This is a genomic window from Kineosporia corallincola (genome assembly GCF_018499875.1).
Taxonomy (GTDB): Bacteria; Actinomycetota; Actinomycetes; order Actinomycetales; family Kineosporiaceae; genus Kineosporia; species Kineosporia corallincola.
Map to the genome: position 1 here is coordinate 69515 of NZ_JAHBAY010000003.1, position 25624 is coordinate 95138.

A 25624-nucleotide genomic window follows, 5' to 3' on the forward strand; every position below is an offset into this window, starting at 1 on the left:
GGCTGGTGGTGGGTCTCGGTCACGCGGCCACCTCCTCCTTCGGCGCGACGGGGGCCGGGGTGCGGCGCCGGCCGAGCACTCGCTCGCGGAAGGCCGGGGACTGCCCGAGGCAGAGAACGACCACCACGACGGCCTTGAACAGCAGCGTGGCCTCCACCGGGATACCGACGCTGAGGATGGTCACGTTCAGCGTCTCGATCAGCACCGCGCCGAGAACCGTTCCGCCGAGCGAGAACCGGCCGCCGGTGAGGGCGGTGCCGCCGATCACGACGGCCAGGATGGCGTCGAGCTCGATCAGGTTCCCGGCCGCGTTGGAGTCGGCGCTGGCCACGTTGGAGCTGTAGATCAGCCCGGCGACACCGGCGCAGACCGCGGCGATCACGTAGACCAGCCAGGTCAGGCCGCGGGCCTGGACACCGGCCAGGCGGCTGGCGGCCGGGCTGCCGCCCACCGCCTCCAGCAGCAGCCCGAGGGCGGTGCGCCGGGTCAGCAGCACCGCGACGGCCGCGACCGCCGCGGCGATCAGCACGGACACCGGCAGGGCCAGGAAGTAACCCGCACCGATCCGGCGGTACGGAGCGGAGTTCACGTTGAGGATCTGCCCGCCGGTGATCAGCTGGGCCAGGCCGCGCCCGGCGACCATCAGGATCAGTGTGGCCACGATCGGCTGGATCCCGATGACCGACACCAGGAACCCGTTCCAGACGCCGAGCCCGAGGCACAGCACCAGGGCCACGCCGATCGCGAGAAAGACGGCGGGCAAGCTGTTCTGGTTGTCCAGGTCACCGATCAGCAGACAGGCCATGGCCCCCGACACGGCCATCACCGACCCCACCGACAGGTCGATACCGCCGGTCGCGATGACCAGCGTCATGCCGACCCCGACCAACACGAGAGGGGCTGCACGCCGGGCGATGTCGATCAGCGAGCCGTAGAGATGACCGTCGTTCACGGTGATCCGGAAGAAGTGGTTGGCGAAGAAGATGTTCAGCACCAGCAGCAGCACCAGCACGGCGAGAGGCCAGAACAGGCGGTTCCGGTGAAAGGTCATGACGCCGCACCTCCGGCGATGGTCTGCATGATCCGGTCGGCGTCCACGGCGTCGGTGTTCTCCAGTTCCTCCACCAGCCGCCGGTCCCGCAGGATCTCGATCTTGTGGCTGAGCCGCAGCACCTCCTCCAGCTCGGCGCTGACGAACAGCACGGCCATCCCGCCGTCTGCGAGTTCCGCCATCAGCCGCTGGATCTCGGTCTTGGCCCCGACGTCGATGCCGCGCGTCGGCTCGTCCACGATGAACAGCCGGGGCTCGGTGATCAGCCAGCGCGCCAGCAGCACCTTCTGCTGGTTGCCGCCGCTCAGGTCACGCACCCGGCGGTCCGGGTCGGCCGGGCGGATGTCGAGGGCCTTCACGTACCGGTCCACCAGCTCGTCGGCGCGGCGCCGGGAGACCGGCCGCATCCAGCCGCGCGAGGCCTGGAGCGCCAGGATGATGTTGTCGCGCACGCTGAGTTCCCCGACCACGCCCTCGGTGCGCCGGTTCTCGCTGGAGAAGGCGATACCGCGGGACATCGCGGCCCGCGGGGTGCGCAACGCCACCGCCTCGCCGTCCACCTGTAGACGACCACGATCGGCCCGGTCGGCGCCGAACAGCAGGCGCGCCAGCTCGGTCCGCCCCGACCCGAGAAGTCCTGCCAGACCCACGATCTCGCCACCATGGATGCTCAGGTCGAACGACTCGATCCCGCCCCTGCGGCCCAGCCCCTCGGCCCGCAGCAGCGGCCGGCCCCGCTCGATCTGCGCGGTGGGCGCGCGGTCGGCCTGTTCCAGGGTCTCCAGCGTGGCCAGTTCCTTGCCGATCATCCGGGTGACCAGCTGCATCTGCGGCAGCTCGGCGGTTCGGTACTCCCCCACCAGCCGGCCGTTCCGCAGCACCGTCATCCGGTCGGCGATCTCGTAGACCTGGTCGAGGAAGTGCGACACGAACACGATCGCCACCCCCTGGTCCCTCAGCCGGCGGATCACCGCGAACAGCTGCGCCACCTCGGAGGCGTCCAGGCTGGAGGTGGGCTCGTCGAGGATGAGCACCTTGGCGTCGATGTCCACGGCCCGGGCGATCGCCACCATCTGCTGGATCGCGATCGAGTACGTGTCCAGGGGAGCGGACACGTCCAGGTCGAGATCCAGCCGCTTCAGCAGTTCCCTGGCGCGGCGCCGCGTCTCGCCCCAGCGGATCCGGCCGAGCCGCCGGGGTTCGCGACCGAGCAGGATGTTCTCCGCCACCGACAGGTTCGGGCAGAGATTCACCTCCTGGTACACCGTGCTGACCCCGGCCTGCTGCGCCTGCAACGGGCCGGAGAACCGCACCGGTGTGCCGGCCAGCGACACGGTGCCACCGTCGATCTCGTACACCCCGGTGAGAACCTTGATCAGCGTGGACTTCCCAGCGCCGTTCTCGCCCATCAGGGCGTGCACCTCACCGGCCCGCAGCCGCAGGTCCACCCCGTCCAGCGCGACCACACCCGGGAAAACCTTGCGGATGCCGGTCATCTCGAGGACCGGCGCGTCGTCACTCATCAGCTCTCAGACCTCCACCGCCTCCGTGGTGGTGCGACCGCGCCGCACCACCACGGAGGAAAGGATCAGTACTTGCGCTCGGGCAGGGCTTCCTTCGCCTGTTCCGGGGTGAAGGTGGTCTCCTCGGTGAGCACGCGCTTCTCCACGCTCTCACCGGCCGCCACCTTCTTGGCCAGGTCCATCAGCTGCGGCCCGAGCAGCGGGCTGCACTCCACGATGAAGTTGATCTTGCCCTCGGACAGGGCCGTCATGCCGTCCTTGACGGCGTCCACCGTGATGATCTCGATGTCCTTGCCCGGGGTCAGGCCGGCCGCCTCGATCGCCTCGATGGCGCCGAGCCCCATGTCGTCGTTGTGCGCGTAGAGCACGTCGATGTCGTCATGGGACTTGAGGAAGGTCTCCATCACCTGCTTGCCGTCGGTGCGGGTGAACTGGCCGGTCTGCGACGCGATCACCTTGAACTTCGGCTCGGCCGCGATCACCTCGGCGAATCCCGCTTTCCGGTCGTTGGCCGGGGCGGCGCCCGGTGTGCCCTGGAGTTCGACGATGTTGACCGGGTCGGACTGGTCCTGGTACTCGTCGACCAGCCATTCACCGGCCTTCTTGCCCTCCAGCACGAAGTCCGAGCCGATAAAACTCTCGTAAAGTGTTTCGTCGGTGGAGTCGATCGCCCGGTCGGTGAGAATCACCGGGATCTCGGCGTCCTGCGCCTCTTTCAGCACCGTGTCCCAGCCGGACTCGACGACCGGCGAGAAGGCGATGACGTCGACCCGCTGGGTGATGAACGAGCGGATCGCCTTGATCTGGTTCTCCTGTTTGCCCTGCGCGTCGGAGAACTTCAGCTCGACCCCGGCCTCCTTCGCCGACTCCTGGATCGACTTGGTGTTCGCCGTGCGCCACCCACTCTCGGCGCCGACCTGGGCGAACCCGATCGTGATCTGATCGTCGCCGGACCCACCGGCGTCCCCCGAGTCGTCGCCGCACGCGCTCGTCACCGAGACGAGCAGCGCCGCCGCGAGCAGTGCCCCAGCTCGCTTCTTGAACATCCCAACCTCCTGACGCACCACGCCAACTCCATTGTTAACGTTCACAAAATTGGTCACGGCAGTGCGGGAAACGATGTCATCCGAATGGTTTTGGAAATCCGGGCCGACCGATCGCCGAGCATTCCGAAAACGCCCCCCGTCCACCGGCCGGACGTTCAGGAGTGTCGTCGTTCACCTCGGATGCGTCAAGGATCGAAATGTTATCTCCAAGCCCGGACCTAGACGTCGCGTCAATGAACCGGGAATGTTATGAACGACCGTCGGCCGAATTCTTCTTGCTTTCCGCGGAAATTCGTTGCATGGCCCGGGAACGGGCCGCGGCCAGCGGGGTGATTCCCTCCGCGCGCGCGACGCCGAGAATTCCGGCCAGCCGCGGGCCGATGGCCCGCACCTCCCGCTCGGCCTCCTGACGACCGGCTCCGCGCCGTTCCCGCGCCACGGCGGAGATGATGCCGCCGGCGCTGACCACGGTGTCGGGAGCCCACAGCACGCCCCGCGCGTGCAGCAGATCGGCGGTGCCGTCGTGGTCCAGCTGGTTGTTGGCGGCGCCGACCACGGCCGCGCAGTCCAGCGTCGCGACCGTCTGCGGGGTGAGCAGACCGCCGGTGGCACAGGGCACCAGGACGTCGGTCGCGGTACCGAGCGCCCGGTCCGGCTCCAGCCAGCCGTCGCGCCGCAGTCGCGGGTCGAGATCGGTGGACGCCACCCGGGCACCGCGGCGGGTCAGCTCGTCGGCCACCAGCGACCCGACGTGTCCCAGACCGATCACGGTGAACCGCAGTCCGGCGAGATCCCTTCCGGGCCAGAGGTTTTCGCGCACGGCGTCGATGGACGCGAGCACGCCCAGGGCGGTCGGGCCGGAGGAGTCGCCGCTGCCGCCGTCCGCCTCCGGGCGACACAGCACGTGCCGGGTACGGCGGCGCAGGGCGGTCATGTCGGCCGGGCCGGTGCCGATGTCCGGGCCGGTGACGTAGCGGCCGCCGAGATCCTCCACGGCGTCGGCGATGTCGGCGAGCAGGTCGTCACGCCGGAACGGGGCGCCGGTCAGCGCGACCACGGTCTTGCCGCCGCCGTGGTCCAGGCCGGCCAGCGCGGCCTTCTCGGTCATCGCGGCGGATAGCCTGAGCACGTCGTCCAGGCCGTCCTGCCACCGCGCGTAGCGCTTGACCCGGCAGCCGCCGAGGGCCGGCCCGAGGCGGGTGGAATGGACCCCGATCATCACCGGCTGCCCGGAACGCCGGCCCCGGGTGATCCGGACGTTCTCGGCGGTGAGTTCTTCTGCCGCAGGGATTCGCGTCGTCATCCGGTGAGCACAACACGCCGGGCCGGCCGATGACCGGCCCGGCGAACCATGTGCGCCACCTGCTCGCCCGGCGCCACGCCCGCCGAACGAAGTTCGGCGTAGGGCCGCTCAGGGCTCCTGATCGGCCGGGAGCACCGCGGGGTTCTGAGTGTGCTCGTAGAGCAGCGTGGTGCGGAAGCCGATCACCTCCTTACGGCTGCTGAAGCGGTCCATCACCATCGCGTGCATGGCCTCCACGCTGGGCACGGCCACGTGCACCAGAAAATCGTCGCCCCCGGCCACCACGTAGACCGACAGCACCTCGGGCTGGCCCAGGGCGAAGGTCTTGAAACCGTTGATCACGTCACGGCTCAGCGGTCGCACCTGGAATCCGATCATGGCCTGCACGCCCCGCCCGATGCGGCCCAGGTCGACGCGGGCGTGGTAGCCGGCCAGCACCCCCGAGCGCTCCAGCGCCCGGGTGCGCACCAGGGTGCTGGAGGGCGCCAGGCCCACCCGGGCCGCCAGCTGCCGGTTGGTCAGCCGGGCGTCACGCTGGAGCTCGGTCAGGATGGCCACGTCTCGTTCGTCCATCGGGCGAAATTAACGCACGACATTCGGTGGGCGGTCGATCTCGATGTCGTCCGCCGAGCCCCACCAGACAGGTCGGGCAGGTCAGGCAGGAGCACGTCCGAGCCCTTGCACCGCCACTCCGGTGCTGACGAGAACCAGCCCGGCGCAGGCAATCACGGTGAGCACCTCACCGAACAGCAGCGCCGACAACACGGCCACCAGCACCGGGGTGAGAGCCGAGGCCAGGGTGGTGGCCGGCACGCCCAGCACCCGGATCGCGACGGCGTAGGCGACCGCGGACACGATGCCGCTGCCGATGCCCTGCGCCGCCACGAACAGGGCGATCTCGCCGCCGGGCGCGTCCAGCCCGATCAGGGCGGGGGCCGACAGCACCGTCGACGGTGCGCTCATCAGCAGCACCACGGTCAGCGGCGAGAGCGACACCCGGGCCTGGGCCGTGGTGTAGAGGGTCCAGAGCGTGGCCGACAGCAGCAGCACCGCCACCCCGGCACCACCGCCCGGCGTGCCGATCGCCAGCAGCGCGATGCCCACCGTGATCACCGCCAGGCCCGGGCGCAGCAGCCGGGCCGGGTCGCGGGCGAACAACCCCAGCAGCACGGGGGCCGCGCCCAGGTTGACGATCGAGATGTGGCCCGCGCTGGACAGTTTCGCCCCGAGCGCGGTCAGCACGAAGAACGGGGCCCCGCCGCCGGCCGCGATCAGGGCGCAGGCGAGTGGATCGGCGGCGCGGACCTCGCGCCAGGCCCTCGGCCACCACGGCGCCAGCAGCACGGTCGGGGTGAGGTAGCGGACGGCGCACACCTCGGGCACGGACAGGTGCGAGGTGCCGATCGCCCGGGTACTCAGCGCGAAGCCGGCCCAGGCGGCCATCGCCACCAGCAGGGCGGTGATCCCGACGGACCGCGGTACTACCGCCCGAGCAGTCATGACTCCTATAGTTAGCACGGATGACTCAGATAGTGCCCGACGGTTTCGGGGCCGCCCTGGCCGACGCCGTGCAGACGGTCCGCACCGGTCGCGGCGTCAGCGTCACCGCGCTGGCCGAGGCCTCCGGGGTGTCCCGGGCCATGATCGGCAAGATCGAGCGCGGCGAGGTGCAGCCCACCGCGGCGCTGCTGGCCCGGCTGGCCGTGGCCCTGGGCGTCACGCTGTCCGAGCTGGTGGCCCGTGCCGAGGGTGAGGGGCAGCGCGTCGCCCGGCACGCCGCGCAGCCGGTCTGGAAAGATCCGGCCACCGGCTACGAGCGGCGGGCCGTCTCGCCGTCCACCGGTTCCTCGCTCGAACTGGTGCAGGCCGAACTGCCGGCCGGGGCGCGGGTCACCTACCCGGCCGAGATCTTCCGCCTGGCCGAGCAGCAGATCTGGGTGCTGGCCGGGCACCTGCGCTTCCACGAGGGCGCGCAGACCCACGAGCTCGACCCCGGCGACTGCCTCCACCTGGGCACCCCCGCCGACTGCACCTTCGTCAACCCGGGCACGCAGCCGTGCCGCTACCTCGTCGTCCTGAACAAGCGCGCCCGCTAGGGCAGGGAGAACGTCATGCACATCCGCGACGCCGTCATCGGCGACCTGGCCGGCATCACCGCCATCTACAACGACGCCGTCAAGAACAGCACGGCCATCTGGAACGAGAAAATTGTGGACGTCGAGAACCGGTCGGCCTGGCTCGCCGACCGGCACACCTCCGGCTATCCCGTGCTGGTCATGGTGGACGACGAGGAGACCGTGCTGGGCTACGCGACCTTCGGCGACTGGCGCGCCTTCGACGGTTACCGGCACACCGTGGAGCACTCCGTCTACGTGCGCACCGACCGGCAGGGCCGGGGCATCGGCCGGGCCCTGATGACCGAGCTGATCGACCGGGCCCGGGCGCTGGGCAAGCACGTGATGGTGGCCGGTATCGAGGCCGGCAACACCGGATCGGTGAAACTGCACGAGCAGCTAGGTTTCCGGCACGTCGGGCAGATGCCACAGGTCGGCACCAAGTTCGGCCGCTGGCTCGACCTGACCTTCATGCAGCTGACGCTCGACGAGCGGCCCCAGCCCTGAGCCGGTGCGGGCCGGTCAGCTGATCGTCTCCTCCAGGCTGACCGCGGCCGCGGCCTCGCGGATCAGGCTGGCCGCCACGTCGAGGGCCTCGGGCACCGCGCGGCCCTCGTAGCGGCGCAGCACGATCCGGCGGGTGCCCAGACCGGGGATCTCCAGCGGGCTGACCCCCGGGTGGGAGACGCCGAACAGCGCCAGCGAGGGCACCAGCGCCACTCCCTCGCCGGCGGCCACCAGGGCCAGGGCGGTGTGAATGTCCTGATAGGTGTGCACCATCGGGCCGGAGACGCCCAGGGCCCGGCGCACGCGGTGGGTGGCCTGGGCCCCCGCGGCCGAGGCGTCCAGCCCGAGCCAGGGCAGTGACTGCCGGGCGATGTCGACCACGTCGACCTGCTCCCCCGACGCCTGCTGCGCCCCGGACGGCACCACCAGCCGCCAGGGCTCGTCGAGCAGCGGCGTCTCGGTCATGTTCTTCGGCAGACGCGGGGACGCCTGCTGGGCGTCGAGTTCCAGCACCACCATGTCCAGGTCGCCGGAGCGCAGCTGCCGCAGCAGCTCCTCCTGGTCGTCCTCACGCACCTCGAACCGCAGCCTGGGGTGCCGATTACGCCATTCGCGCAGATTCGGGGCGAACACCACGCGCAGGAACGTCTGGAAGATGCCGACCCGCACCGTGCCGACCGGGTCGACCTCGTCTTCGAGCAGCTTGGCGCGCACCAGGTTGAGCGCCCGCTCGATGTCCTCGGCGGCCTCCACCATGGCCTGACCGGCCTCGGTCAGCAGCACGCCGTGCGACGTGCGAATCACCAGTGCGCAACCCGATTCGGACTCCAGGCGGGCCAACTGCTGGGAAACGGCGGACGGCGTGACACCCAGCTCGTCGGCCGCCGCCAGCACCCCGCCCTCCCGGGCGATCGCCAGCAGGAAGCGCAGCCGGCGGGGGTCGATCTTCATGTTCAGAAACGCTAAACCTCGGATGCAGCGAAGTGCAATTGTTCTGAAGCCCGCCAGGCCTCATCATCATGCGCGGGAACCGGCGGTCCGGTTCCCTCCCTCACGATTGAAAGAAGGCTGCTCCGATGGCGGCAATGCTCGGCTGGCTGGGTACTTTCGGCACTTTCGCCGCCTACCTGCTCCTCAGCCGCGGCAGCTGGACGGCGACGTCCCTGCGGTACTCCCTCCTCAACGCCGTCGGCGGCACGGCCGGCGCGATCGGCAGCTCGCTCTACGGCGCCTGGCCCAGCGCGGTGTCGAACCTGCTGTGGGCCGCGATCGGCACCCACGCCGTGGTGACCACGCTGCTCCAGCGCCACCAGGCCCGCGGCCCGCGCACCGGCGCCGGCCCGGCCTCCAGCCCAGCGGCCCAGCCCAAACTGGTCTGAAACCGGCACGTTCGGCCCGGGCGGCCGGGAATCCGCCGGATCCGCCCGGTGCCTCGACCCGCCTGGCGCTCGCTCGACACCCGCCCGGCGCTCGCTCGACACCCGCCTGGCGCTCGCTCGACACCCACCTGGCGCTCGCTCGACACCCACCTGGCGCTCGCTCGACACCCACCTGGCGCTCGCTCGACACCCACCTGGCGCTCGCTCGACACCCGCCCGGCGCCGCTCGACACCCGCCCGGTGCCGCTCGGTCTCGGAGCCGAACCCGGCCCAACCCGACTCGACCCGGCCCAACCCGTTTCGGCTCGGCCCGGCCCAACCCGGCCCTGCCCCAACCCACCCGGCCCGACCCGGCCCAGCGGCAGACGTCTTCAGCTTTTGACACCATCATCGGCTTCTCGCCGGTGTCAAAGCTGAAGACGTCTCCCCGCTATCCCTGGATCAGGTCGCGCAGGATCCGGCAGCCCCGCTCGATCTGGTCCAGGTCGGCCGCCCCGTAACCGATCACCAGCCCGTGCCGACGGGGTTCACCGGCTATGGGAAGGCCGCCCGCCAAGGGGGGACTGCTCACCAAGGGAGGGCTGCTCACCAAGGGAGGGCTGCTCACCGAGGAAAGGCCGCTCACCGGCGACCTGCCCGGAGGAGGGCCGACCCGAGGCGCGCCGCTCTGAGGAGATCCGACCGGGGGCACGCCGCTCAGGGGTGTGGCGGCGTAGTGCCTTTCGATGGTGTCCAGCAGGATGCCGTGACCGGCGGCCCGGGTCACCACCTGGTCGACGAGTTCGCCGGGCAGCTCGACCATCACGTGCAGCCCGGCGGCCTCGCCACGCACCCGGTCGCCCAGCAGCCCGACGATCATGGCCCGGCGGCGGGCGTACTCCCGGCGCATGCGGTGCAGGTGGCGGTCCATGTCGCCGTTGGCCATCAGGGTGGCGACGGCACGCTGCACCGCACCCGGGGGCCGGTCGGACAGCTCGTACCGCCGGGCGGCGATCCGGGACAGCAGGGCGGGCGTGGCGATCAGCCAGCCCAGGCCCAGGTCGGGGCTGAGCGACTTGGACAGCGTGCCGAGCAGCACCACGTGCTCCGGCGCCTGACTGAACAACGTGGGCAGAGGGGCCACGTCGTAACGGAACTCGGCGTCGTAGTCGTCTTCCACCAGCAGTCCGCCGGTGTCCCTGGCCCAGTCGGCCAGGGCCCGGCGCCGGGCCGGCGGCAACCGCCCACCGAGCGGGTACTGATGAGCCGGCGTGGTGTAGAGCAGCGCCAGGTCGTCGGGCAGAGCGTCGGTGATCACGCCGTACTCGTCCACCGGTACCGGCACCACCCGGGCGCCACGCGCGGCCAGCACGTTGCGGGCCTTCGCGTAGCCCGGGTCCTCCACGCCCACCCGTCCGCCCGGCTCCAGCACGGTGGCCACCAGCAGGTCGAGGCCGTGACCGGTGCCGCGGGTGACCATCAGGTGCTCGGCCCGCACCGGCACCGCGCGCGAGCGGCGCAGGTGCTCGGCCAGATGGGCCCGCAGGTCGGGGGCGCCGTAGGGGTCCGGGCGGGCGGCCGGGGGCAGGTCGCCGGCCGCGCGCCAGGCCCGCCGCCAGGCCGCCTGGTCGTAACCGGCCACCCACGGTGTGCCCGGGCGCAGGTCGATGACCTCCGGCTCGGGAGAACCCTCGGGCTGGGGCCGGACCGGCGTGGCGGGCACCGGCTGCCGCGCCACGAAAGTGCCCGACCCGTGCTGCCCTTCCAGCCGGCCCTCGGCGGTGAGCCGCTGGTACACGTCGGTGACCACGATCCGGCTCACCGCCAGGTGCTGGGCCAGCACCCGCGACGAGGGCATCCGCTCGCCGGGCCGCAGCGCGCCGGAGTCGAGTGCGGAGCGCAGCTGCTCGTACAGCTGGGCGGCCAGGGACGACCCTCCCGCCCGGTCGAGCACCAGCGGGGGCATGACGTGCTGACGCAAGGGGTCCGGCTCCAAGTGGTCACGTGAAAACGAGGCGCTAGTGGGTATGTGCCATTGTGCCGCCGGTTCCTAGGGTTTCCGGCATGCACTCCACGACCACTCCGCTCTCCCCCACCGACCGCACCCGCGTGAACCGGGGCAAGAAGCGCGCCCGCACCGACCGTTCCGACCTGTACGACGTGCTCGACGCCGGGCTGGTCTGCCACCTCGGCGTGGTGGTCGACGGTGCGCCGATGGTGGTGCCGACGGCGTACGGGCGGATCGGCGACACGCTGTATCTGCACGGCTCGACCGGCGCCCGGTCGCTGCGGGCCGGCGGCGAGGTGTGTGTGACGGTGACGCTGGTGGACGGGCTGGTGCTGGCCCGGTCGGTGTTCCACCACTCGATGAACTACCGCTCGGCCATGGTCTACGGCCAGGTGCGGCGGGTGGACGACCCGGCCGAGCGGGAGGCCGGGCTGACCGCGATCGTCGACCACGCGGTGCCCGGCCAGTGGGCCTACGCCCGCCGGCCCAGCACCAAGGAGCTGGCGGCCACCATCGTGCTCGCGCTGTCGCTGGAGGAGGCATCGGTGAAGGCCCGCTCCGGTGCGCCGGTGGACGACGACGCGGACTACGACCTGCCGGTGTGGGCCGGGGTGGTGCCGGTGGCCCAGGTGCGCCAGGACGTGGAACCGGACCCGCGGCTGGCGGAGGGGATCACCGTGCCCGCCCACATCCGCGCAGCGGCCGGTGCTGAGCTCGGCGCCGAGCTCAGCCCAGTGCCACCAGCAGCACGGTGAGCGCGGCCGGGATGAACTGGAACACGGCCGGGCGCAGGTAGTTCCGGCCGGTGGTGGCCAGCACCAGGCCGGCCAGGGCCATGCAGGCGCTGCCGAACACGACCAGTGTGCGGCCCACCACCAGGGCATCGCCGTCACGGGTCAGCAGCACCAGACCGACCGCCACACCGACGGCCAGCGCCAGGTTGTAGAAGCCCTGGTTGTAGGCCATCGGGCGGATCGTCTCGGCCTCCGCCGCGGACCCGATGCCGAAGCGCCCGAACACCGCCGGGCGGGTCCAGAGCAAGCTCTCCATCACGAATGCCCCCACGTGGAAGAGCACCGCCGCGACGCCGGTCACCGCACCCAGGACGAGCACTGTCCGCCTCTTTTCGTCGTCCACAATTTCGAACCGATCGGTCCGGATGGCTATGCTGGACCGATCGGTTCGAAAAGTCAAAGAGCTAGAGGACGACGATGGCGCGCGGCAAGGGGTTCGACGACCTGACGGCGGTGACCGCGGCGCGGGACGTGTTCTGGGAGCGCGGTTACGGCTCCACGTCACTCGCGCAGTTGCAGGCGGCGACCGGCCTGAGCAAGTCCAGCCTGTACGAGACCTACGGCAGCAAGCGCGACCTGTTCGGCCGTTGCGCGCAGAACTACCTCGACCTGGTGATCGGGCCGCGGATCGCCCCGCTGGAGACCGGCGATGCCGGGAAAGACGTTCTGGTGCGGTATTTCTCGGACCTCGCCGAGTTGTTCCGCACCGCCCCGGACCGGCTGGCCCGGCGTGGCTGCCTACTGCTGAACACCGCCACCGACCTGAACGACCTGGACGCGGCGGCGGCCGGGCTGGTGCGCGACTACCGGGACCGGGTGCGCACGGCCTTCCTGGCCGTGGCCCGCCGGGTGCGGGTGGCCGATCCGGAGCACCGGGCCGAGCTGCTGACCGCCGGCCAGATCGGCCTGATGGTCACCTCGCGACTCGACCCGGCCCTGGCCGCGGGCCTGGCCGATGCCCTGGCCCGCGAGGTGGCCGGGTGGGAGCCCGTCAGCTGACGGGCCCGCCCGGCCCCCTGCGATAACGCTGCACGTGCTCCTCCGCCAGCAGTTCCATGGCCGCCCAGTCGAGCTCGGCCACCGGCGGGTCGTCGGTGACGTGATACCCGGTGCCCGGGCGTGCCTCGGCCCAGCCGTGCCGCACGAGCCAGCGCAGGGCGTCGCGCGCGGCACCGATCGGGTAGCCCTGGTGCTCCAGGTCGCCCGGGCTCGGCAGCAGCGTGCCCGGCCGATGGTGACCGGCCACGATGCGCGCCACGATCTCGTCGGCGATGTGGCGGTAGGGAGAGATGGGCACGCTCCCATAATTCAGCACATCGCGGGTTTTCTCTTCATCGACGGGACGGAAGGGACAGGACTCACCCTTGCGGGCTAACCCGAACCGGCCCGGAACGGCGCTCCTTGCGACCCTCCACCAGCGTGTACAGGCTCGGCACCAGCACCAGGGTGAGCAGGGTGGCACTGATCAGGCCGCCGATCACCACCACGGCCAGCGGCTGCGAGATGAACCCGTCGTGCCCGGTCAGGCCCACCGCCATCGGCAGCAGGGCGAAGATCGTGGCCAGGGCCGTCATCAGGATCGGGCGCAGCCGGTGCCGGCCACCCTCGACCACCGCCTCGGCCAGCGGCATGCCGTCGCGCCGGTACTGGTTGACCAGGTCGATCAGCACGATCGCGTTGGTCACCACGATGCCGACCAGCATCAGCATGCCGATCAGGGCCGCGACGCCCAGCGGGGTGTTCGTCAGCACCAGCAGGAGGATCGCGCCGGTGGCCGCGAACGGGATCGAGACCAGCAGCACCAGCGGCTGCACCAGGCTCTTGAACGTGGCCACCATGACCACGAACACGATGACGACGGCGGCCAGCAGCGCCAGGCCGAGCTGACCGAACGCCTCGCTCTGGTCGGCCGAGGCCCCACCCAGCTGATAGCTCGCGCCGGCCGGCAGGTCGAGCGCGTCCAGCTTCTCGTTCACCTGCGTGGTGGCGGCGCCCAGGTCGTCGGGGTTCACCGGAGTGCCGCTGACCGTCGCGCTACGGGCGCCGTCGATCCGGCTGACCTGCACCGGGCCGTCCACCGTGCGCACGTCGGCGAGCTGCGACAGCTTCTTCGGGCCGTCGCCGGTCGGGATCTGGATCGCCTTCACCTCGGCCACCGTGGCCGGGGCCTGCGCGCCGCCGCTGATCACGATGTCCTGGCGGCTGCCGTCCACGGTCACGTCGCCGGCCGCGGTGCCGCGGAACGCGTTCGCCACCAGACCCGCCACGGCGGACTCGCTGAGCCCGAAACCGGCTGCCTTCTCCGGCTTCACGTCCACCTCGACGCGCGGGATCTGCTCGGACAGGTCGCTGGTGACGTCCTTCAGCATGTCCACCTCGGCCACCGCTGCCCGCACCTGCTCGGACGCCGCGGTGAGCGTCTCCTGGTCGCCGGCCTGCACCTGCACCTCGATGCCGGAGCCGAAACCGGCCTGCGCACCGCCGGTCACGACCACGTCGCCGACGTCGGAGAGCTCGCCCACCTCGTTCTCCAGCCGGGTCTGCACCTCCTCGATGTCGGCGTCCTCGTCGACCGTCAGCGAGAACGACGCACCGTTGCTGCTGCCCACCAGACCGGGGAAGGCCCCGCCACCGGTGGTCACCTGGTAGGACTCCAGGTCGGGCTCCTCGCTGAGCACGCTCTCCACCTTCTGCGCCGCGGCGTCGGTGGCGGCCAGGCCGGTGCCGACCGGCAGGGTCTGGGTGATGCTCAGTGTGTTCTGCCCGGACTGGTCGATGAAGTTGGTCTTCAGCAGCGGGGTCATCGCGATCGTGGCCACCAGGACCACCAGCGACAGCGCCACCGTGGTCCAGCGCCGGCGCACCGCGAAACGGATCACCGGCACGTAGATCCGGTGCAGACGGCTGTCGCGTTCCTTCTGCTCGGCCGCGGCCCGCACCTGCTCGGCCTGTGCCTGCGCCTGCTCGGTGGGCTGCCGCAGGAACCAGTAGGCCAGTACCGGCACGATGGTCAGCGCCACCAGCAGCGAGGCCAGCAGGGCCACGGTCACGGTGATGCCGAACGGCCGGAACAGCTCGCCCACCAGCCCGCCGACCAGGCTGAGCGGCAGGAACACGGCCACCGTGGTGATGGTCGAGGCGGTGATCGCACCGGCCACCTCACGCACCGCCCCGAAGATCGCCCGGCTCTTCTCCTCGCCGTAGCCGAGGTGGCGTTTGATGTTCTCCAGCACCACGATCGAGTCGTCGACCACCCGGCCGATCGCGATCGTCAGGCCGCCGAGCGACAGCACGTTCAGCGAGATCCCGTCGGCCCACATCACGATCAGCGCGATCAGCACCGACAGCGGGATCGACACGGCGGTGACCAGTGTGGAGCGGATCGAGGTGAGGAACACCAGGATCACCACCACGGCCATGACCAGGCCGAGCAGCCCCTCGGTGGCCAGCGACTCGATCGACTGCTCGATGAACGGCGCCTGGTCGAACACGGTCACCAGGTGGGCGTCCGGGCCGAGCGCGGCCTGCCAGTCGCCCACCCGGTCCTCGATCGCGTGCGAGATGTCGACCGCGTTGCCGTCCGGCGTCATGGTGACCGAGATGCCCAGGCTGGCCTGGCCGTCGGTCCGGGTGATCGAGGTGGGCGGCACGGTGACCGACTCGACCGTGGCGATCGAGTCCAGCTTCGCCGACCCGACGTAGAGATCGCGCAGATCGTCGAGAGTGCTGACGGCGCCACCCGTCTGGACGGTCAGCGACTGCGTGCCGTCGGTGACCGTGCCGGCCGGGATCGCGGTGCCGGCGCTCTCCAGCGCGGCGCTGAGTGCCTGGGTGTCCACCCCGGCCGCGGCCATCTTCGCCGCGTCCGGGGTGACCACGATCTGCTTCTCCGGCGCACCGGTCAGGTCGGCCGCGCGCACCCCGTCGATCTGGCCGAGCTCCGGCAGCACCTGCTGCTCCAGCCTGCTGGCCAGGGCACTGGTGTCGCCGGAACCGTCGGCGGCGGACAGCAGCACCGCGGGCAGCAGGTCGTCGGTGCTGCCGGCCAGCACCTGCGGGTCGGCGCCGTCCGGCAGCTGCGAGCCGATCCGGCCCAGCGCCGTCTGCATGCGGTTACTGGCCTGGTCGATGTCGGTGCCGTACTCCAGCTCGACCTGCACGGTGGCGAAACCCTCGGCGGCGGTGGACACCACGCCGGTCACGCCCTCGACGCCGCGCACGGCCTCTTCGAGCGGCTCGACCAGCTGGGTCTCGACGGTGTCGGGCGCCGCGCCGGGGTAGGTGGCGGTGACGACCGCCGCCGGGATCTCCAGAGAGGGCAGCAGCTGCTGCTTGAGCGAGGGGACGGCCAGGAGGCCGAACCCGATGATGGCCAGGGACACCAGCAGGACCAGCGCGCGGTTGGCCAGGCTGAGCCGGGTCAGGGCTGACATGCGTTCTCTCTCTACGGTTTCGGGGCGAGATTCGGGTCGGGTTTCGGATCGGGGAGCCCGGCTGCGAGCAGCTCGAACGTCTCGGTCAGCAGTGCGGCCGGATCGGCGGTGCCCCCGGCGGTGTGCCACTTCATCAGGGTGGCCCGGAACGCCGAGCCGGCGACCACGGCGAGCAGACAGGGAAACGGATGGCCGGCGTCCACACCCACCCGGTCGGCGATCGCCTGGGTGAGCTCCCGCATGGCCGACTCGGTGCTCGCCATGATCCGCGGGTACAGCGACGGCGACTGTTCCAGCACCGCCATCCGCAGGGTGAAAGTGGCCTGCTCGTGCGGGGTCTCGACGAGTTCACGGGTGAGGGCCGTGCGCAGCGCGGCGAGCGCGGACAGCTCGGCGGGCAGCGTGCGCACGTGGTGGCAGACCCGGGCCATGCCCTCGCCCGCGTCGCCCACCACGGCGTCTTCCTTGGTGGCGAAGTAGTTAAAGAACGTGCGCGGCGACACGCCCGCGGCCTCGCTGATCGCCTCGACGGTGACGTGCTCCAGCCCGTGCCCCGCGGCCAGGGTCAGGGCTGCCTGGGTCAAAGCCTCACGGGTCGCGCGTTTTCGGCGCTCACGCAGCCCCGGCCCGGGGTTGACAGGGGACACACAGCAGACCCTAGGCGCGACGTTGCACAGAGTGCAAGTTTGCAGGATGTGAAGCGTTCAGTCGAGGACGATCTCCTCGCAGCGCCACCGCGCGCCGCGCCGAGGCCGGAGGCCTACCGGAGCCGGTCCCGCGGATCCTGAGAGTCTTTTCCGGGCAGCAGTTCCCAGAGCTGGCGCAGCAGTTTCTCGTCGATGCCCGCGACCGTGCCGGAAGCCGCGTCGTTCTCGTGCACCGGGCCGCGGATGTGCGTGTGCAGCTGTTCCATGCGGCGGTCCATCTCCCCCGCCGTGCCGGCCGCCTCGGTCAGCTCGCGCACCAGGTGCCCGGGCACCTCTCCGTCGTACTTGTAGAAGATCTTGTGTTCCAGGCTGGCCCAGAAGTCCATGGCGATGGTGCGGATCTGCACCTCGACGATGACCGGCACCGGCCCGGTGGACAGGAACACCGGGATCTCGATGATCGCGTGCAGGCTCTTGTAGCCGTTGGGTTTGGGATGCGCGATGTAGTCCTTGATCTCGACCACCCGCACGTCGCTCTGCGAGGTCAGGGCCTCCAGCAGCCGGTAGGTGTCGGCGATGAAGCTGCACGTGATCCGGATGCCGGCGATGTCGGTGATGTTGCGGCGGATCGCGGGCAGGGTGGGCTCGCACTGCTTGCGCACCACCTTGCGCAGGATGCTCTCCGGCGTCTTCACCCGCGACGACACGTGCTCGATCGGGTTGTACCGCTGGAGGTGCAGGAACTCCTCCCGCAGGATGGTGACCTTGGTCAGCACCTCGTCCACCGCGAAGCGGTACTCCATCACGAACCGGTTGAAGTCGCGCTGCATGCCCCGGGCGAACTCGATCATGGCCGGTGGGGGCGGGAATCCGCGACCGTGATCGGCCGGGGCGAACCAGATCGCGGTCACGGCGTCGACCAGGGCGTCGGCCGTGCGGGCCCAGGGGTCGGGACGGGCGCCGTGGCCGGTGTCGGTGGTGCAGCCGGCGCCGGGACGAGTATCGGTCGGGACGCCACCCTGCTCCTGCGCCGCCAGCTCCCGCTCCCGGTCGGCCACGGTCTGCACGATCAGGTGCCGGGTCATCGCCAGCCGGGAGGCCAGCACCTCCTCCGGCAACGCGACTCTCGGCCCGGCGGAGGTCTCCACGGCAGGACCCAGCCCGGCACCACCCAGCACCGGGTCGGCCAGCACCTGGGCCAGGAACCGCCCGTACCAGGAGGGCCGGCCCGCCTCGGACAGCCCGGACAGATAGCCGGTGACCGAGCGGACCTCGGCCGAGATCCAGGCGTGCAGTTCGTCGGGGCCCTCGGCGGCCAGCCCGGCACGCACCTTCGCGACGCCCGTCGCGTGCCGCGCCACGATCACCCGCACCAGCCCGTCGATCCCCCCGAAGAGCTGGGCTACAGCCGTTTCCGCGACATCGCCGTCCGCCTCGGCCAACCCGGCCGCCTCGGCGATCTGCCGCGCGGTGACCGCCCGCAGCCCGTACTCGGCGAAGAGCCGCTCGGCGGCGGCCGTCAGCGCCCCGTCGTCAGCGGGCACCGGCGTGCCTTCCACTTCCATGACCTCCGACCACCACATCTCCCGACTCCAGCGTAGTCACCGTCGTCAGAACACCGTCACAACAAAGGACGACGGGGAGCCCGACCGCGCTCCCCGTCGTCCCTCGTTCTGAGGCTCTTACTGGTCGTCGTCGTCCGCATCGGCCGCCGGCGCCGCGGTGGCGCCGATCAGGCTGGAGGGGGCCTGCGGGAAGGACTCGATCTTCGTGCCCTCCAGGGCCGAGGTCATGATCTTCTTCCAGATCGGTGCCGCCAGCGTGCCGCCGTAGACGTTGCTGTAGTAGCGGCCGTTGATCGAGACGCCCTGCATCGTCTTGCGGGTGCCGTTGACCGTCTCCGGGCCGACCCAGACCGAGGTGGCCAACTGCGGGGTGTAGCCGACGAACCAGGTGTCCTGCGAGTTATTGGTGGTACCGGTCTTGCCGGAGGCCTTCTGGCCACTGGCCAGCGGGCCGGTCGAGGCGGCGGTGCCGTTGATCAGCGCCCGGCTCAGGCCCAGGGTGGCGGCGTTGGCCACGTCGGCGTCGAGGGTCTGCTTGCAGCTCTTCTTCGGGATGTCGAGCGACTTGCCGTCACGGTCCTTGATCGAGGTGACCACGATCGGCTCGCAGTACTTGCCACTGGCGGCGAAGGTGGCGTAGGCGTTGGCCATGGTCAGCGGGGACTGGTTGGCCACACCGAGCACGATCGACGGGATGCAGTCCGGGATCTCGGTGGTGGTCTTGCCGTCCTCGTCGGCGCACTGGCTGGCGATCGGCGCCGCCAGGTGCATGCCCAGGGCCTCGGCGGTCTTCTTCACGTCACACAGATCGAGCTGGTTCTCCATGCGGATGTAGGCACCGTTGACCGAGTTCGCCGTGGCGTCCCAGGCCGTCATGTTGCCGCTCTCACTGTCGCCGTCACCGGCGTTGGAGAAGTTCCAGGTCTCGGTGGACCGGATCGACGAGCCGCAGCTCTTGAACGAGCTGACCGCCAGCGCGCCGGGCGAGCCGTTCACCGTGCTGTTCAGCGTCTTTCCCGATTTCAGCCAGGTGGCCAGCACCACCGGCTTGAACGTGGAGCCGGTGAGGAACCCGGACGAGCCGCCGTACTGGTAGTCGGTGGAGTAGTTGATCGTGGTGTTCTCGCTGCCCTTGTCCACGCTGTAGTACTTGTCCTGGATCATCGACAGCACCTTGCCGGTGCCCGGCTGCACGGTGACCGAGGCGGTGGCCACCCGGCTCGGGTCGTCGGCCGGGATCGCCTCGGTGGTGGCCTTCCAGGCCGCCTTGAGGATCTTCTTGTCCAGCGTGGTCTTGATCGTGTAGCCGCCACGCTTGATCGCGTTCGCGCGGTCCTCGGCGGTCTTGCCCAGCGAGGTGAAGCCGTCGCCCTTCACGATCAGGTTGTACACGTAGTCGCAGAAGTAGGCGCTGGTGCCGGCGTTCGCGCAGCCCTGGTAGGTGGGCGTGATCTTGGTCTTGATCTTGCTGTCGAGGGCCTTGTCGCGAGTCTCCTCGTCGATCATGCCCTGCGCGTACATCTTCTTGATCACGGTGTCGCGGCGCTCGGTGGCGGCCTCGATCTTGTCCTTGTCGGAGATGTCGTACATCGTCGGCGACTGCACCATGCCGGCCAGCATCGCCGCCTGCGGCAGCGTGAGCTTGGCGGCGGTGGTGCCGAAGTAGTACTTCGCCGCCGCCTGCACCCCGTTCACCTGACCACCGAACCAGGCGATGTTCAGGTAGTTCTGAAGGATCTCCTTCTTGGTCATCTTCTTCTCGAGCGCGGCCGCCAGCCGGATCTCCTTGATCTTGCGCTCTTCCGTCTGCTCCTGCGCCGCCTGGTAGGCCTCGTCGTCACCGGCCAGGTACGCGGCCTCCTTCAGGGTGTTCTTCACCAGCTGCTGAGTCAGCGTGGAGGCACCCTGCGAGACACCGCCGCTCACCTCGTTCTTCACCAGCGCCCGGATCAGGCCCTTGGGGTCCACGCCGCCGTGCTCGTAGAACCGCTCGTCCTCGATCGCCACGATCGCGTTCTGCATGAACGGCGAGATCTGGTCCAGGTCGACCGGCACCCGGTTCTCGTCGTAGAAGGTCGCGATCGTCGAGCCGTCCGCCGCGAGCACCGTGGTGTTCGCAGCCATTTCGGTGTCTTCCAGCTCACTGGGAAGACTGTTGAACGCCTCGACGGCCGTGTTGGAGACCTGGCCGGAGGCACCGATCGCGGGAACCGCGAGGCCTGCCGCCAGCAATCCCATTACCACACTCATCAGAAGGAAGGCGCCGATCAACCCCAGGGGATTTCGGGACGGCCGTGCAGCAGACATGGAGACAAAACTAGTACCGCTCCCTGTGCACGAAAAACCGCGCCCGACAACGGTTACACTCAGTGCTCCGATGATCCCTCAAGGTAACCGGAGGGCGAAACCCCTTCACCCGAAAGGCTTGCCGGAACTGCGTCAGGTCATACCCGGTGACGGGGCGGTGCGAGTCGTTCCGCGCTCCGTGGCCCGGCCGTCGTGGCATTCTGAGGGCATGGTGGCCACCGCTCCTCTGCGTGAGCGGGTGTACCAGTGGCTGCGCGACGACATCCTGAGCGGCCGGCTGTCGCCGCGCGAGCAGATCAGCGAGGCGAAACTCGCCCGCCGGTACCTGGTCTCCCGCACGCCGGTGCGCGAGGCCGCGGCCCGCCTGCTGTCCGAGGGGCTGCTCGAGCGCACCGACGACGGCTTCGCGGTGACGGTGCTGTCGTCGGACGAGACCAACGACCTGCACGAACTGCGGCTCACCCTGGAACTGCGCGGCATCCTGCGCCACCTCGACGGCGCCCGGCCCGCGTTCGACGCCGCGCTGGTGGAGGAGGAGCTGGGGCACTGGCGGGGGCTGCGTGAGGCTCCCCCACCGCCCGGCCCGTCATTCGTGCTCCAGGACGAGCGGTTTCACGAGAACCTGCTGCTGGCCTCCGGAAACCCGCAGCTGACGGCCGCACTGGTGCCGGTCAACCAGCGGTTGCGGGCGGTGCGCATGGACGACTTCCTCGACCGGGCACACATCGCGGCCGTCATCGACGAGCACATCGAGATCCTTGAGCTGCTGCGGGTCCCCGACCTGCGCGGAGCCCTGACCGCACTGCGGCGGCACATCCGCGGCTGACCAGCCGGAGGTCAGCCGGACACCGCGGCGGCGGCCGAGACCGCGGCGGTGGAGGCGGCGATCGCCGCGGCGGCGGCCTTGACCGCGTCGCTGACCGCCTGGGCTCCCCAGTCGCCGTCCTGGATCTCCTTGCCCCGGCGGCGGATGTCGCCCGACCACCTCAGCGGCGGATCCATGTCACGCAGCGACGCCTTCAGCACCCCACCGGCCGACAGCAGGGCGATCAGTGCCGCCGTGCGCGGGTCCGGCTGCGCGCCGTCGGCCAGCACCGCCCGGATCTCCCGCCGCACCGCGGCTTCCCGCGCCGGGTCGGCGGCCGGGTGCGTGGTCTGCGGGAACACCCCGAGCCACTGCCGCTTCTCCTCCCGCACCAGGCCACGGTCGACCAGCCGGGCGGCCACCGTCTTGTGCAGCCCCTTGCCGATGCGGGCCAGCATCGACTGCGCACCACGCGGCTTCTCGGCGATCGTGTCCCAGGCCTGCTGGAGCAGCGGGTCGGGCAACGGCCCCTCCCCCGTCGCCACGATGTACGGCCGGCTCAGCAGCGTCTTCTCGCCCTCCTGCGTCACCCGCTCGAGCATGGCCAGTTCCACCAGCAGACCGCCGCCCAGCATGTACTGCACGGCGTTGTAACCGGCGGCCGTCCCCTTCCGGTCGTCGAGGATGAGCAGCATCAGGTCTTCCACCAGCAGCATCTGCCCGGTCATTGTTGTCCCCTCCCGGCGACGTGACAGCCCGTGGGCCCATCATCGGCTCGGCACCGGGCCCGCGCGAGGCGGGCACGGCTGACGTCGTCCATAAAGCACCGATGATACTGAATAAGGCCACAATGCCCCTTGATAGAGTTCAACATCACGGAACCCACCGGGAGGCCGGGGATGATCCAGTCCGTTCAGCGCGTACTCGGGCTGCTGGAGCACATCGCGGCCCACCCCGACGGCGTGCGGCTCAGCGAGCTGGCCGACCGGCAGGGCCTGAACCGCAGCACCACCCACAACCTGCTGGCCTCGCTGGAGCAGCTGGGTTATGTGCGGCAGTCCGACCGCGGCGCGCCCTACCGGCTCACCGGCCGGCTGGCCGGGCTGGTGCGACCACAGGTCGAGGCCGAGCAGGCACTGCGGGCCCGGGTGCGGCCCCTGCTCGAACTGCTCACCCGGCAGACCGGCGAGACCAGCTACCTGGCCTTCGCGGCCGGGCCGGAGTACCTGTGCGCCGACGCCGTGCAGTCGCGCGAGCCGCTGCACCTGACCGTCTCGGCCGGTGAGCGCGCGCCGCTGCTGGGCACCGCCGTCGGTCATGCGCTGCTGGCGGCCGACGGCGAGCTGGCCGGGCGCATCGAGCAGGCCGACCCGGACGGCTGGGCCCAGCACGCCGAGGCCGTGTCACGCTGCGGCCAGCGCGGTTTCGCCGTCAACCACGAATTCTACCCGGGCGTCTCAGGGGTCGCGGTGGCCCTCGGCGGGGGCGCCGCGGTCGGCATCGCCGGGCCCACCAGCCGTCTGCCGAAAGCCCGGCTGAGCGAGATCGGGCGACAGGCCCGAGGGGTCCTCCTGCCCGGGTGACGAGGGCCGGAAGTCGGTACCGACGTCTCGCATTTCAGAATTAATCTGTATGCAACGAGGGATACGTTCCACATTATTGAACTGTCGAACGGTGCCCCGAATCGGGTGCCGTTTCCGGCGAGAAAGACGAGGAACCCGATGACGTCGGTATCTGTGCTGGCCAGCCCGTCCCGCTACGTGCAGGGCAAGAACGCGATCGCCGAGCTCGGAAGCCACCTGAAGGGCCTCGGCACCACGCCGCTGCTGGTGGCCGACGACATCGTCTGGGGCCTGGTCGAATCCACCCTCACCGAGGGCTTCACCACGGCCGGCCTGGCCGTCACCCGCGTCGGTTTCGGCCGTTTCGCCACGCCTGCCTCGGTCGACGGACTGGTCGACACGATCCGCTCCGGCGGCCACGACGTGATCGTGGGGCTGGGCGGCGGCTCGGCGATCGACGCCGCCAAGGCCGCCGGTCACCTGGCCGGTGTGCGCTGGGCCAGCGTGCCCACCGCCGCCTCGTCGGACGCCCCCACCTCCGCCCTGTCGGTGATCTACACCGAGGATGGCGAGTTCATCGAGTACCGCTTCTTCCCGCGCAACCCCGACCTGGTGCTGATCGACACCCAGCTGGTCGCCGGGGCCCCGGCCCGGTTCCTGATCGGCGGCATCGGCGACGCGCTGGCCACCTGGATCGAGGCCCGCGCCACCCGCCGCGGCACCGGCACCGCGATGGCCGGCGGCCGTCCCACCCTGGCCGGCACCGCGCTGGCCGAGCTGTCGTGGGACATCCTGTGGGAGAACGCCCTTCCGGCCCTGGACGCGGTGCGCGCGAAGGTGGTCACGCCCGCACTGGAGGCGGTCGTGGAGGCCAACACCCTGCTGTCCGGCCTGGGCTTCGAGTCCGGCGGCCTGGCCGCCGCGCACGCCATCCACAACGGCCTCACGGCCGCCCCGCAGACACACGGCCTGACCCACGGCGAGAAGGTGAACATCGGCTCGGTCACCCAGCTGGTGCTGGAGGGCGCCCCGACCGACGAGATCGAGGCGTTCATCGTGTTCACCACCAAGGTGGGCCTGCCCAACACACTCACCGAGATCGGCCTGACCACGGGCGATCTCACGGAGCTTCGGGCCGTGGCCGAGGCCGCTACCGTGGAGGGCGAGACGATCCACAACCTGCCGTTCCCGGTGACCGCCGACCAGGTGGTGGACGCCCTGGTGGCGATCGAGGGACTGTCGCGGCGGGTGCGGGCCGAGCACGGCCTGCCGGAGCCGGTGAAGTACGTCGCCGGGCACTGAGTTCTCGGGCGTCCCGCGCCGGGTTCCCGGGCGGGACGCCCTTTCTCACTCCGCCCGTGAGGGCAGGTGCCGGGCCCAGCCGCTGGCCGTGACCACGGTGCAGAGCAGGCAGACCGCCGCCACCACCGCGAGCATCAGCGGGTAACCGAACCAGGTGCTCAGCCAGGCCAGGGCGGCGGGCAGCAGGAACCCGACGTAGGCCAGGGCGTAGTAGACGCCGGTCAGGCCGGCCAGCTCGTCCGGTCCGGCGATCCGCTGAACCTCCAGAAGTCCTGACACCACGGCGATTCCGTAGGCGGCGCCGAGCAGCAGGGCGACCGGGACGGCCAGCCACGGCGACCCGGCCGCGGCGGTGACCGCGGCCATCACCACACCGGCGGTCATCACCAGCATCGACACCACCACGGCGCGGGCGGTGGAGACGTGGTCGAGGCGGCGGGCGATCGGCTGCACCAGCACGCCGGTGCCGAGCGTGGCCACGGTGAGGGCGGCCGTGAACAGCAGCGCCCGGTCGCCGAGCGCACCGTCGACCAGCTGCGGCACGATGGCGTAGGCGATGCCGGCGGAGCCGAAGATCCAGGGTGCCATGGGCATCACGACATGCAGGAAGCGGCGGTGACCGGCGGCGGGCACCCGCAACCGGCGCAGCAGGCCACCGGTCCCGGCGTCCCGAACATCCCCGGCAGGGCGCACGGTTTCGGCGTTGTGGGCCGTGAGCAGAGCCGCGGTCGCGGGCAGGCAGAGCACGACGTGCACGGCGAACGGCCACAGCAGGGCCGGGCGGGCGAACTGGGCCAGCAGCCCGGCCGAGGCCGGGCCGAGGGCCAGACCGGCGGTCAGCCAGAGGGTGGCCCGGCGGGCTCCGGCGCCCGGGGACAGGGTGGGGTCGGCGGCGGAGAGCTCGGTGACCCAGGCGCTGCCCACGGCCATCGCCACCCCGACGGCCGCGCCGCCGAACGCCCGGCCGGCGAAGATTCCCGGGTAGCCGAGCCCGGAACCCGCTGCCAGCAGCAGACTTCCGAGCACCGAGCAGACCAGGCCGCCGATCATCACCGGACGCCGACCGCGCTGGTCGGACAGGGCGGAGGCGATCAGCAGCCCCGGGATCAGGCCCACCACGTAGGCACCGAGGAAGACGTCGACGTCCACCTGTGAATACCCGTCGTGGTCGCGGTAGACCATCAGCAGCGGGGTGAACTGGTTTCCGCCCCAGCCGATCACGAACATGGCCGCGGCCACGCGGCGCCAGGCGGTGTGGCTGAGGGTCTGCGGGCGCGGGCTGGTCAGGGTCGTCGTCAC

24 protein-coding genes and 1 pseudogene are annotated in these 25624 nt (G+C 70.7%); 8 read left to right on the forward strand and 17 right to left on the reverse strand.

Going from position 1 to position 25624, the window contains the following annotated elements:
* Positions 1–19: 19 nt before the first annotated feature.
* The 6 genes from KIH74_RS07520 to KIH74_RS07545 all read right to left on the reverse strand — a co-directional run bounded on the left by KIH74_RS07520 (position 20) and on the right by KIH74_RS07545 (position 6423).
* A complete protein-coding gene (locus KIH74_RS07520; protein ID WP_214155076.1) occupies positions 20–1051 on the reverse strand; it encodes an ABC transporter permease in 1032 nt (343 codons plus the stop codon).
* Positions 1048–2574: a sugar ABC transporter ATP-binding protein gene (locus KIH74_RS07525; RefSeq protein ID WP_214155077.1), complete on the reverse strand. Its 1527-nt coding sequence runs from the start codon at positions 2572–2574 to the stop codon at positions 1048–1050. Before KIH74_RS07525 ends, KIH74_RS07520 begins: the two co-directional genes overlap by 4 nt.
* A gap of 65 nt (positions 2575–2639) precedes the next feature.
* Positions 2640–3620: an ABC transporter substrate-binding protein gene (locus tag KIH74_RS07530; RefSeq protein ID WP_214155078.1), complete on the reverse strand. Its 981-nt coding sequence runs from the start codon at positions 3618–3620 to the stop codon at positions 2640–2642.
* Positions 3621–3867: 247 nt separating this feature from the next.
* Entirely contained in the window at positions 3868–4923 is a 1056-nt protein-coding gene (locus tag KIH74_RS07535) for a Glu/Leu/Phe/Val dehydrogenase dimerization domain-containing protein (protein WP_214155079.1), read from the reverse strand.
* A gap of 108 nt (positions 4924–5031) precedes the next feature.
* Positions 5032–5496, reverse strand: a complete 465-nt coding sequence (locus tag KIH74_RS07540; protein ID WP_214155080.1) for an Lrp/AsnC family transcriptional regulator — start codon at positions 5494–5496, stop codon at positions 5032–5034.
* A gap of 81 nt (positions 5497–5577) precedes the next feature.
* Positions 5578–6423: an EamA family transporter gene (locus KIH74_RS07545; RefSeq protein WP_214155081.1), complete on the reverse strand. Its 846-nt coding sequence runs from the start codon at positions 6421–6423 to the stop codon at positions 5578–5580.
* A 32-nt stretch (positions 6424–6455) separates the two neighbouring features.
* On the opposite strand from KIH74_RS07545, the gene KIH74_RS07550 reads away from it, so the two are divergent.
* The gene (locus KIH74_RS07550) at positions 6456–7019 is read left to right on the forward strand and encodes a helix-turn-helix domain-containing protein (protein ID WP_372492019.1); all 564 of its coding nucleotides are present in this window, start codon (positions 6456–6458) and stop codon (positions 7017–7019) included.
* A gap of 15 nt (positions 7020–7034) precedes the next feature.
* Positions 7035–7544: a GNAT family N-acetyltransferase gene (locus KIH74_RS07555; RefSeq protein ID WP_214155083.1), complete on the forward strand. Its 510-nt coding sequence runs from the start codon at positions 7035–7037 to the stop codon at positions 7542–7544.
* Between the two features lie 15 nt (positions 7545–7559).
* Here KIH74_RS07555 and KIH74_RS07560 read toward each other — a convergent pair whose 3' ends face one another.
* Positions 7560–8495, reverse strand: coding sequence for a LysR family transcriptional regulator (locus KIH74_RS07560; RefSeq protein WP_214155084.1), 936 nt, complete (start codon positions 8493–8495; stop codon positions 7560–7562).
* Between the two features lie 125 nt (positions 8496–8620).
* Between KIH74_RS07560 and KIH74_RS07565 the strand changes: the two genes are divergently transcribed.
* Positions 8621–8923, forward strand: a complete 303-nt coding sequence (locus tag KIH74_RS07565) for a CBU_0592 family membrane protein (protein ID WP_214155085.1) — start codon at positions 8621–8623, stop codon at positions 8921–8923.
* Between the two features lie 430 nt (positions 8924–9353).
* On the opposite strand, the gene pdxR is transcribed toward KIH74_RS07565, so the two are convergent.
* Complete coding sequence (gene pdxR / locus KIH74_RS07570) at positions 9354–10883, reverse strand: MocR-like pyridoxine biosynthesis transcription factor PdxR (protein ID WP_214155086.1); 1530 nt, start codon at positions 10881–10883, stop codon at positions 9354–9356.
* An 83-nt stretch (positions 10884–10966) separates the two neighbouring features.
* Here pdxR and KIH74_RS07575 point away from each other — a divergent pair, with 83 nt between their 5' ends.
* Positions 10967–11665, forward strand: a complete 699-nt coding sequence (locus KIH74_RS07575; RefSeq protein ID WP_214155087.1) for a pyridoxamine 5'-phosphate oxidase family protein — start codon at positions 10967–10969, stop codon at positions 11663–11665.
* Here the strand turns inward: KIH74_RS07575 and KIH74_RS07580 are convergent.
* Positions 11637–12023 carry a DUF1304 domain-containing protein gene (locus tag KIH74_RS07580; RefSeq protein WP_308113637.1) on the reverse strand — a complete coding sequence of 129 codons (387 nt, stop codon included), beginning with the start codon at positions 12021–12023 and terminating at the stop codon, positions 11637–11639. The genes KIH74_RS07575 and KIH74_RS07580 overlap by 29 nt on opposite strands.
* A gap of 98 nt (positions 12024–12121) precedes the next feature.
* Between KIH74_RS07580 and KIH74_RS07585 the strand changes: the two genes are divergently transcribed.
* A complete protein-coding gene (locus tag KIH74_RS07585) occupies positions 12122–12703 on the forward strand; it encodes a TetR/AcrR family transcriptional regulator (RefSeq protein ID WP_214155088.1) in 582 nt (193 codons plus the stop codon).
* Here KIH74_RS07585 and KIH74_RS07590 read toward each other — a convergent pair.
* The 6 genes and pseudogenes from KIH74_RS07590 to KIH74_RS07610 form a co-directional block, all read right to left on the reverse strand.
* The gene (locus KIH74_RS07590) at positions 12696–13001 is read right to left on the reverse strand and encodes a GntR family transcriptional regulator (RefSeq protein ID WP_214155089.1); all 306 of its coding nucleotides are present in this window, start codon (positions 12999–13001) and stop codon (positions 12696–12698) included. The two genes, KIH74_RS07585 and KIH74_RS07590, sit on opposite strands and share 8 nt — an antisense overlap.
* Positions 13002–13062: 61 nt before the next feature.
* Complete coding sequence (locus KIH74_RS07595) at positions 13063–16137, reverse strand: efflux RND transporter permease subunit (protein ID WP_214155090.1); 3075 nt, start codon at positions 16135–16137, stop codon at positions 13063–13065.
* A gap of 11 nt (positions 16138–16148) precedes the next feature.
* Positions 16149–16784 carry a TetR/AcrR family transcriptional regulator gene (locus KIH74_RS07600; protein WP_214155091.1) on the reverse strand — a complete coding sequence of 212 codons (636 nt, stop codon included), beginning with the start codon at positions 16782–16784 and terminating at the stop codon, positions 16149–16151.
* A gap of 113 nt (positions 16785–16897) precedes the next feature.
* Entirely contained in the window at positions 16898–17635 is a 738-nt protein-coding gene (locus tag KIH74_RS39155; protein WP_372492020.1) for a GTP pyrophosphokinase, read from the reverse strand.
* A gap of 594 nt (positions 17636–18229) precedes the next feature.
* Positions 18230–18367 (reverse strand): annotated as a pseudogene (locus tag KIH74_RS39160) (TetR family transcriptional regulator); the annotation flags it as partial.
* Positions 18368–18466: 99 nt separating this feature from the next.
* Positions 18467–20587, reverse strand: a complete 2121-nt coding sequence (locus KIH74_RS07610; protein ID WP_214155093.1) for a transglycosylase domain-containing protein — start codon at positions 20585–20587, stop codon at positions 18467–18469.
* A gap of 277 nt (positions 20588–20864) precedes the next feature.
* On the opposite strand from KIH74_RS07610, the gene KIH74_RS07615 reads away from it, so the two are divergent.
* Complete coding sequence (locus KIH74_RS07615) at positions 20865–21482, forward strand: GntR family transcriptional regulator (protein ID WP_214155094.1); 618 nt, start codon at positions 20865–20867, stop codon at positions 21480–21482.
* An 11-nt stretch (positions 21483–21493) separates the two neighbouring features.
* On the opposite strand, the gene KIH74_RS07620 is transcribed toward KIH74_RS07615, so the two are convergent.
* Positions 21494–22189 carry a GOLPH3/VPS74 family protein gene (locus KIH74_RS07620; protein ID WP_214155095.1) on the reverse strand — a complete coding sequence of 232 codons (696 nt, stop codon included), beginning with the start codon at positions 22187–22189 and terminating at the stop codon, positions 21494–21496.
* A gap of 171 nt (positions 22190–22360) precedes the next feature.
* Here KIH74_RS07620 and KIH74_RS07625 point away from each other — a divergent pair, with 171 nt between their 5' ends.
* Both KIH74_RS07625 and KIH74_RS07630 read left to right on the forward strand, forming a co-directional pair.
* Positions 22361–23044, forward strand: coding sequence for an IclR family transcriptional regulator (locus tag KIH74_RS07625; RefSeq protein WP_214155096.1), 684 nt, complete (start codon positions 22361–22363; stop codon positions 23042–23044).
* 138 nt (positions 23045–23182) lie between these two features.
* The gene (locus tag KIH74_RS07630) at positions 23183–24325 is read left to right on the forward strand and encodes a glycerol dehydrogenase (RefSeq protein WP_214155097.1); all 1143 of its coding nucleotides are present in this window, start codon (positions 23183–23185) and stop codon (positions 24323–24325) included.
* 45 nt (positions 24326–24370) lie between these two features.
* On the opposite strand, the gene KIH74_RS07635 is transcribed toward KIH74_RS07630, so the two are convergent.
* Positions 24371–25624: an MFS transporter gene (locus KIH74_RS07635; RefSeq protein ID WP_214155098.1), complete on the reverse strand. Its 1254-nt coding sequence runs from the start codon at positions 25622–25624 to the stop codon at positions 24371–24373.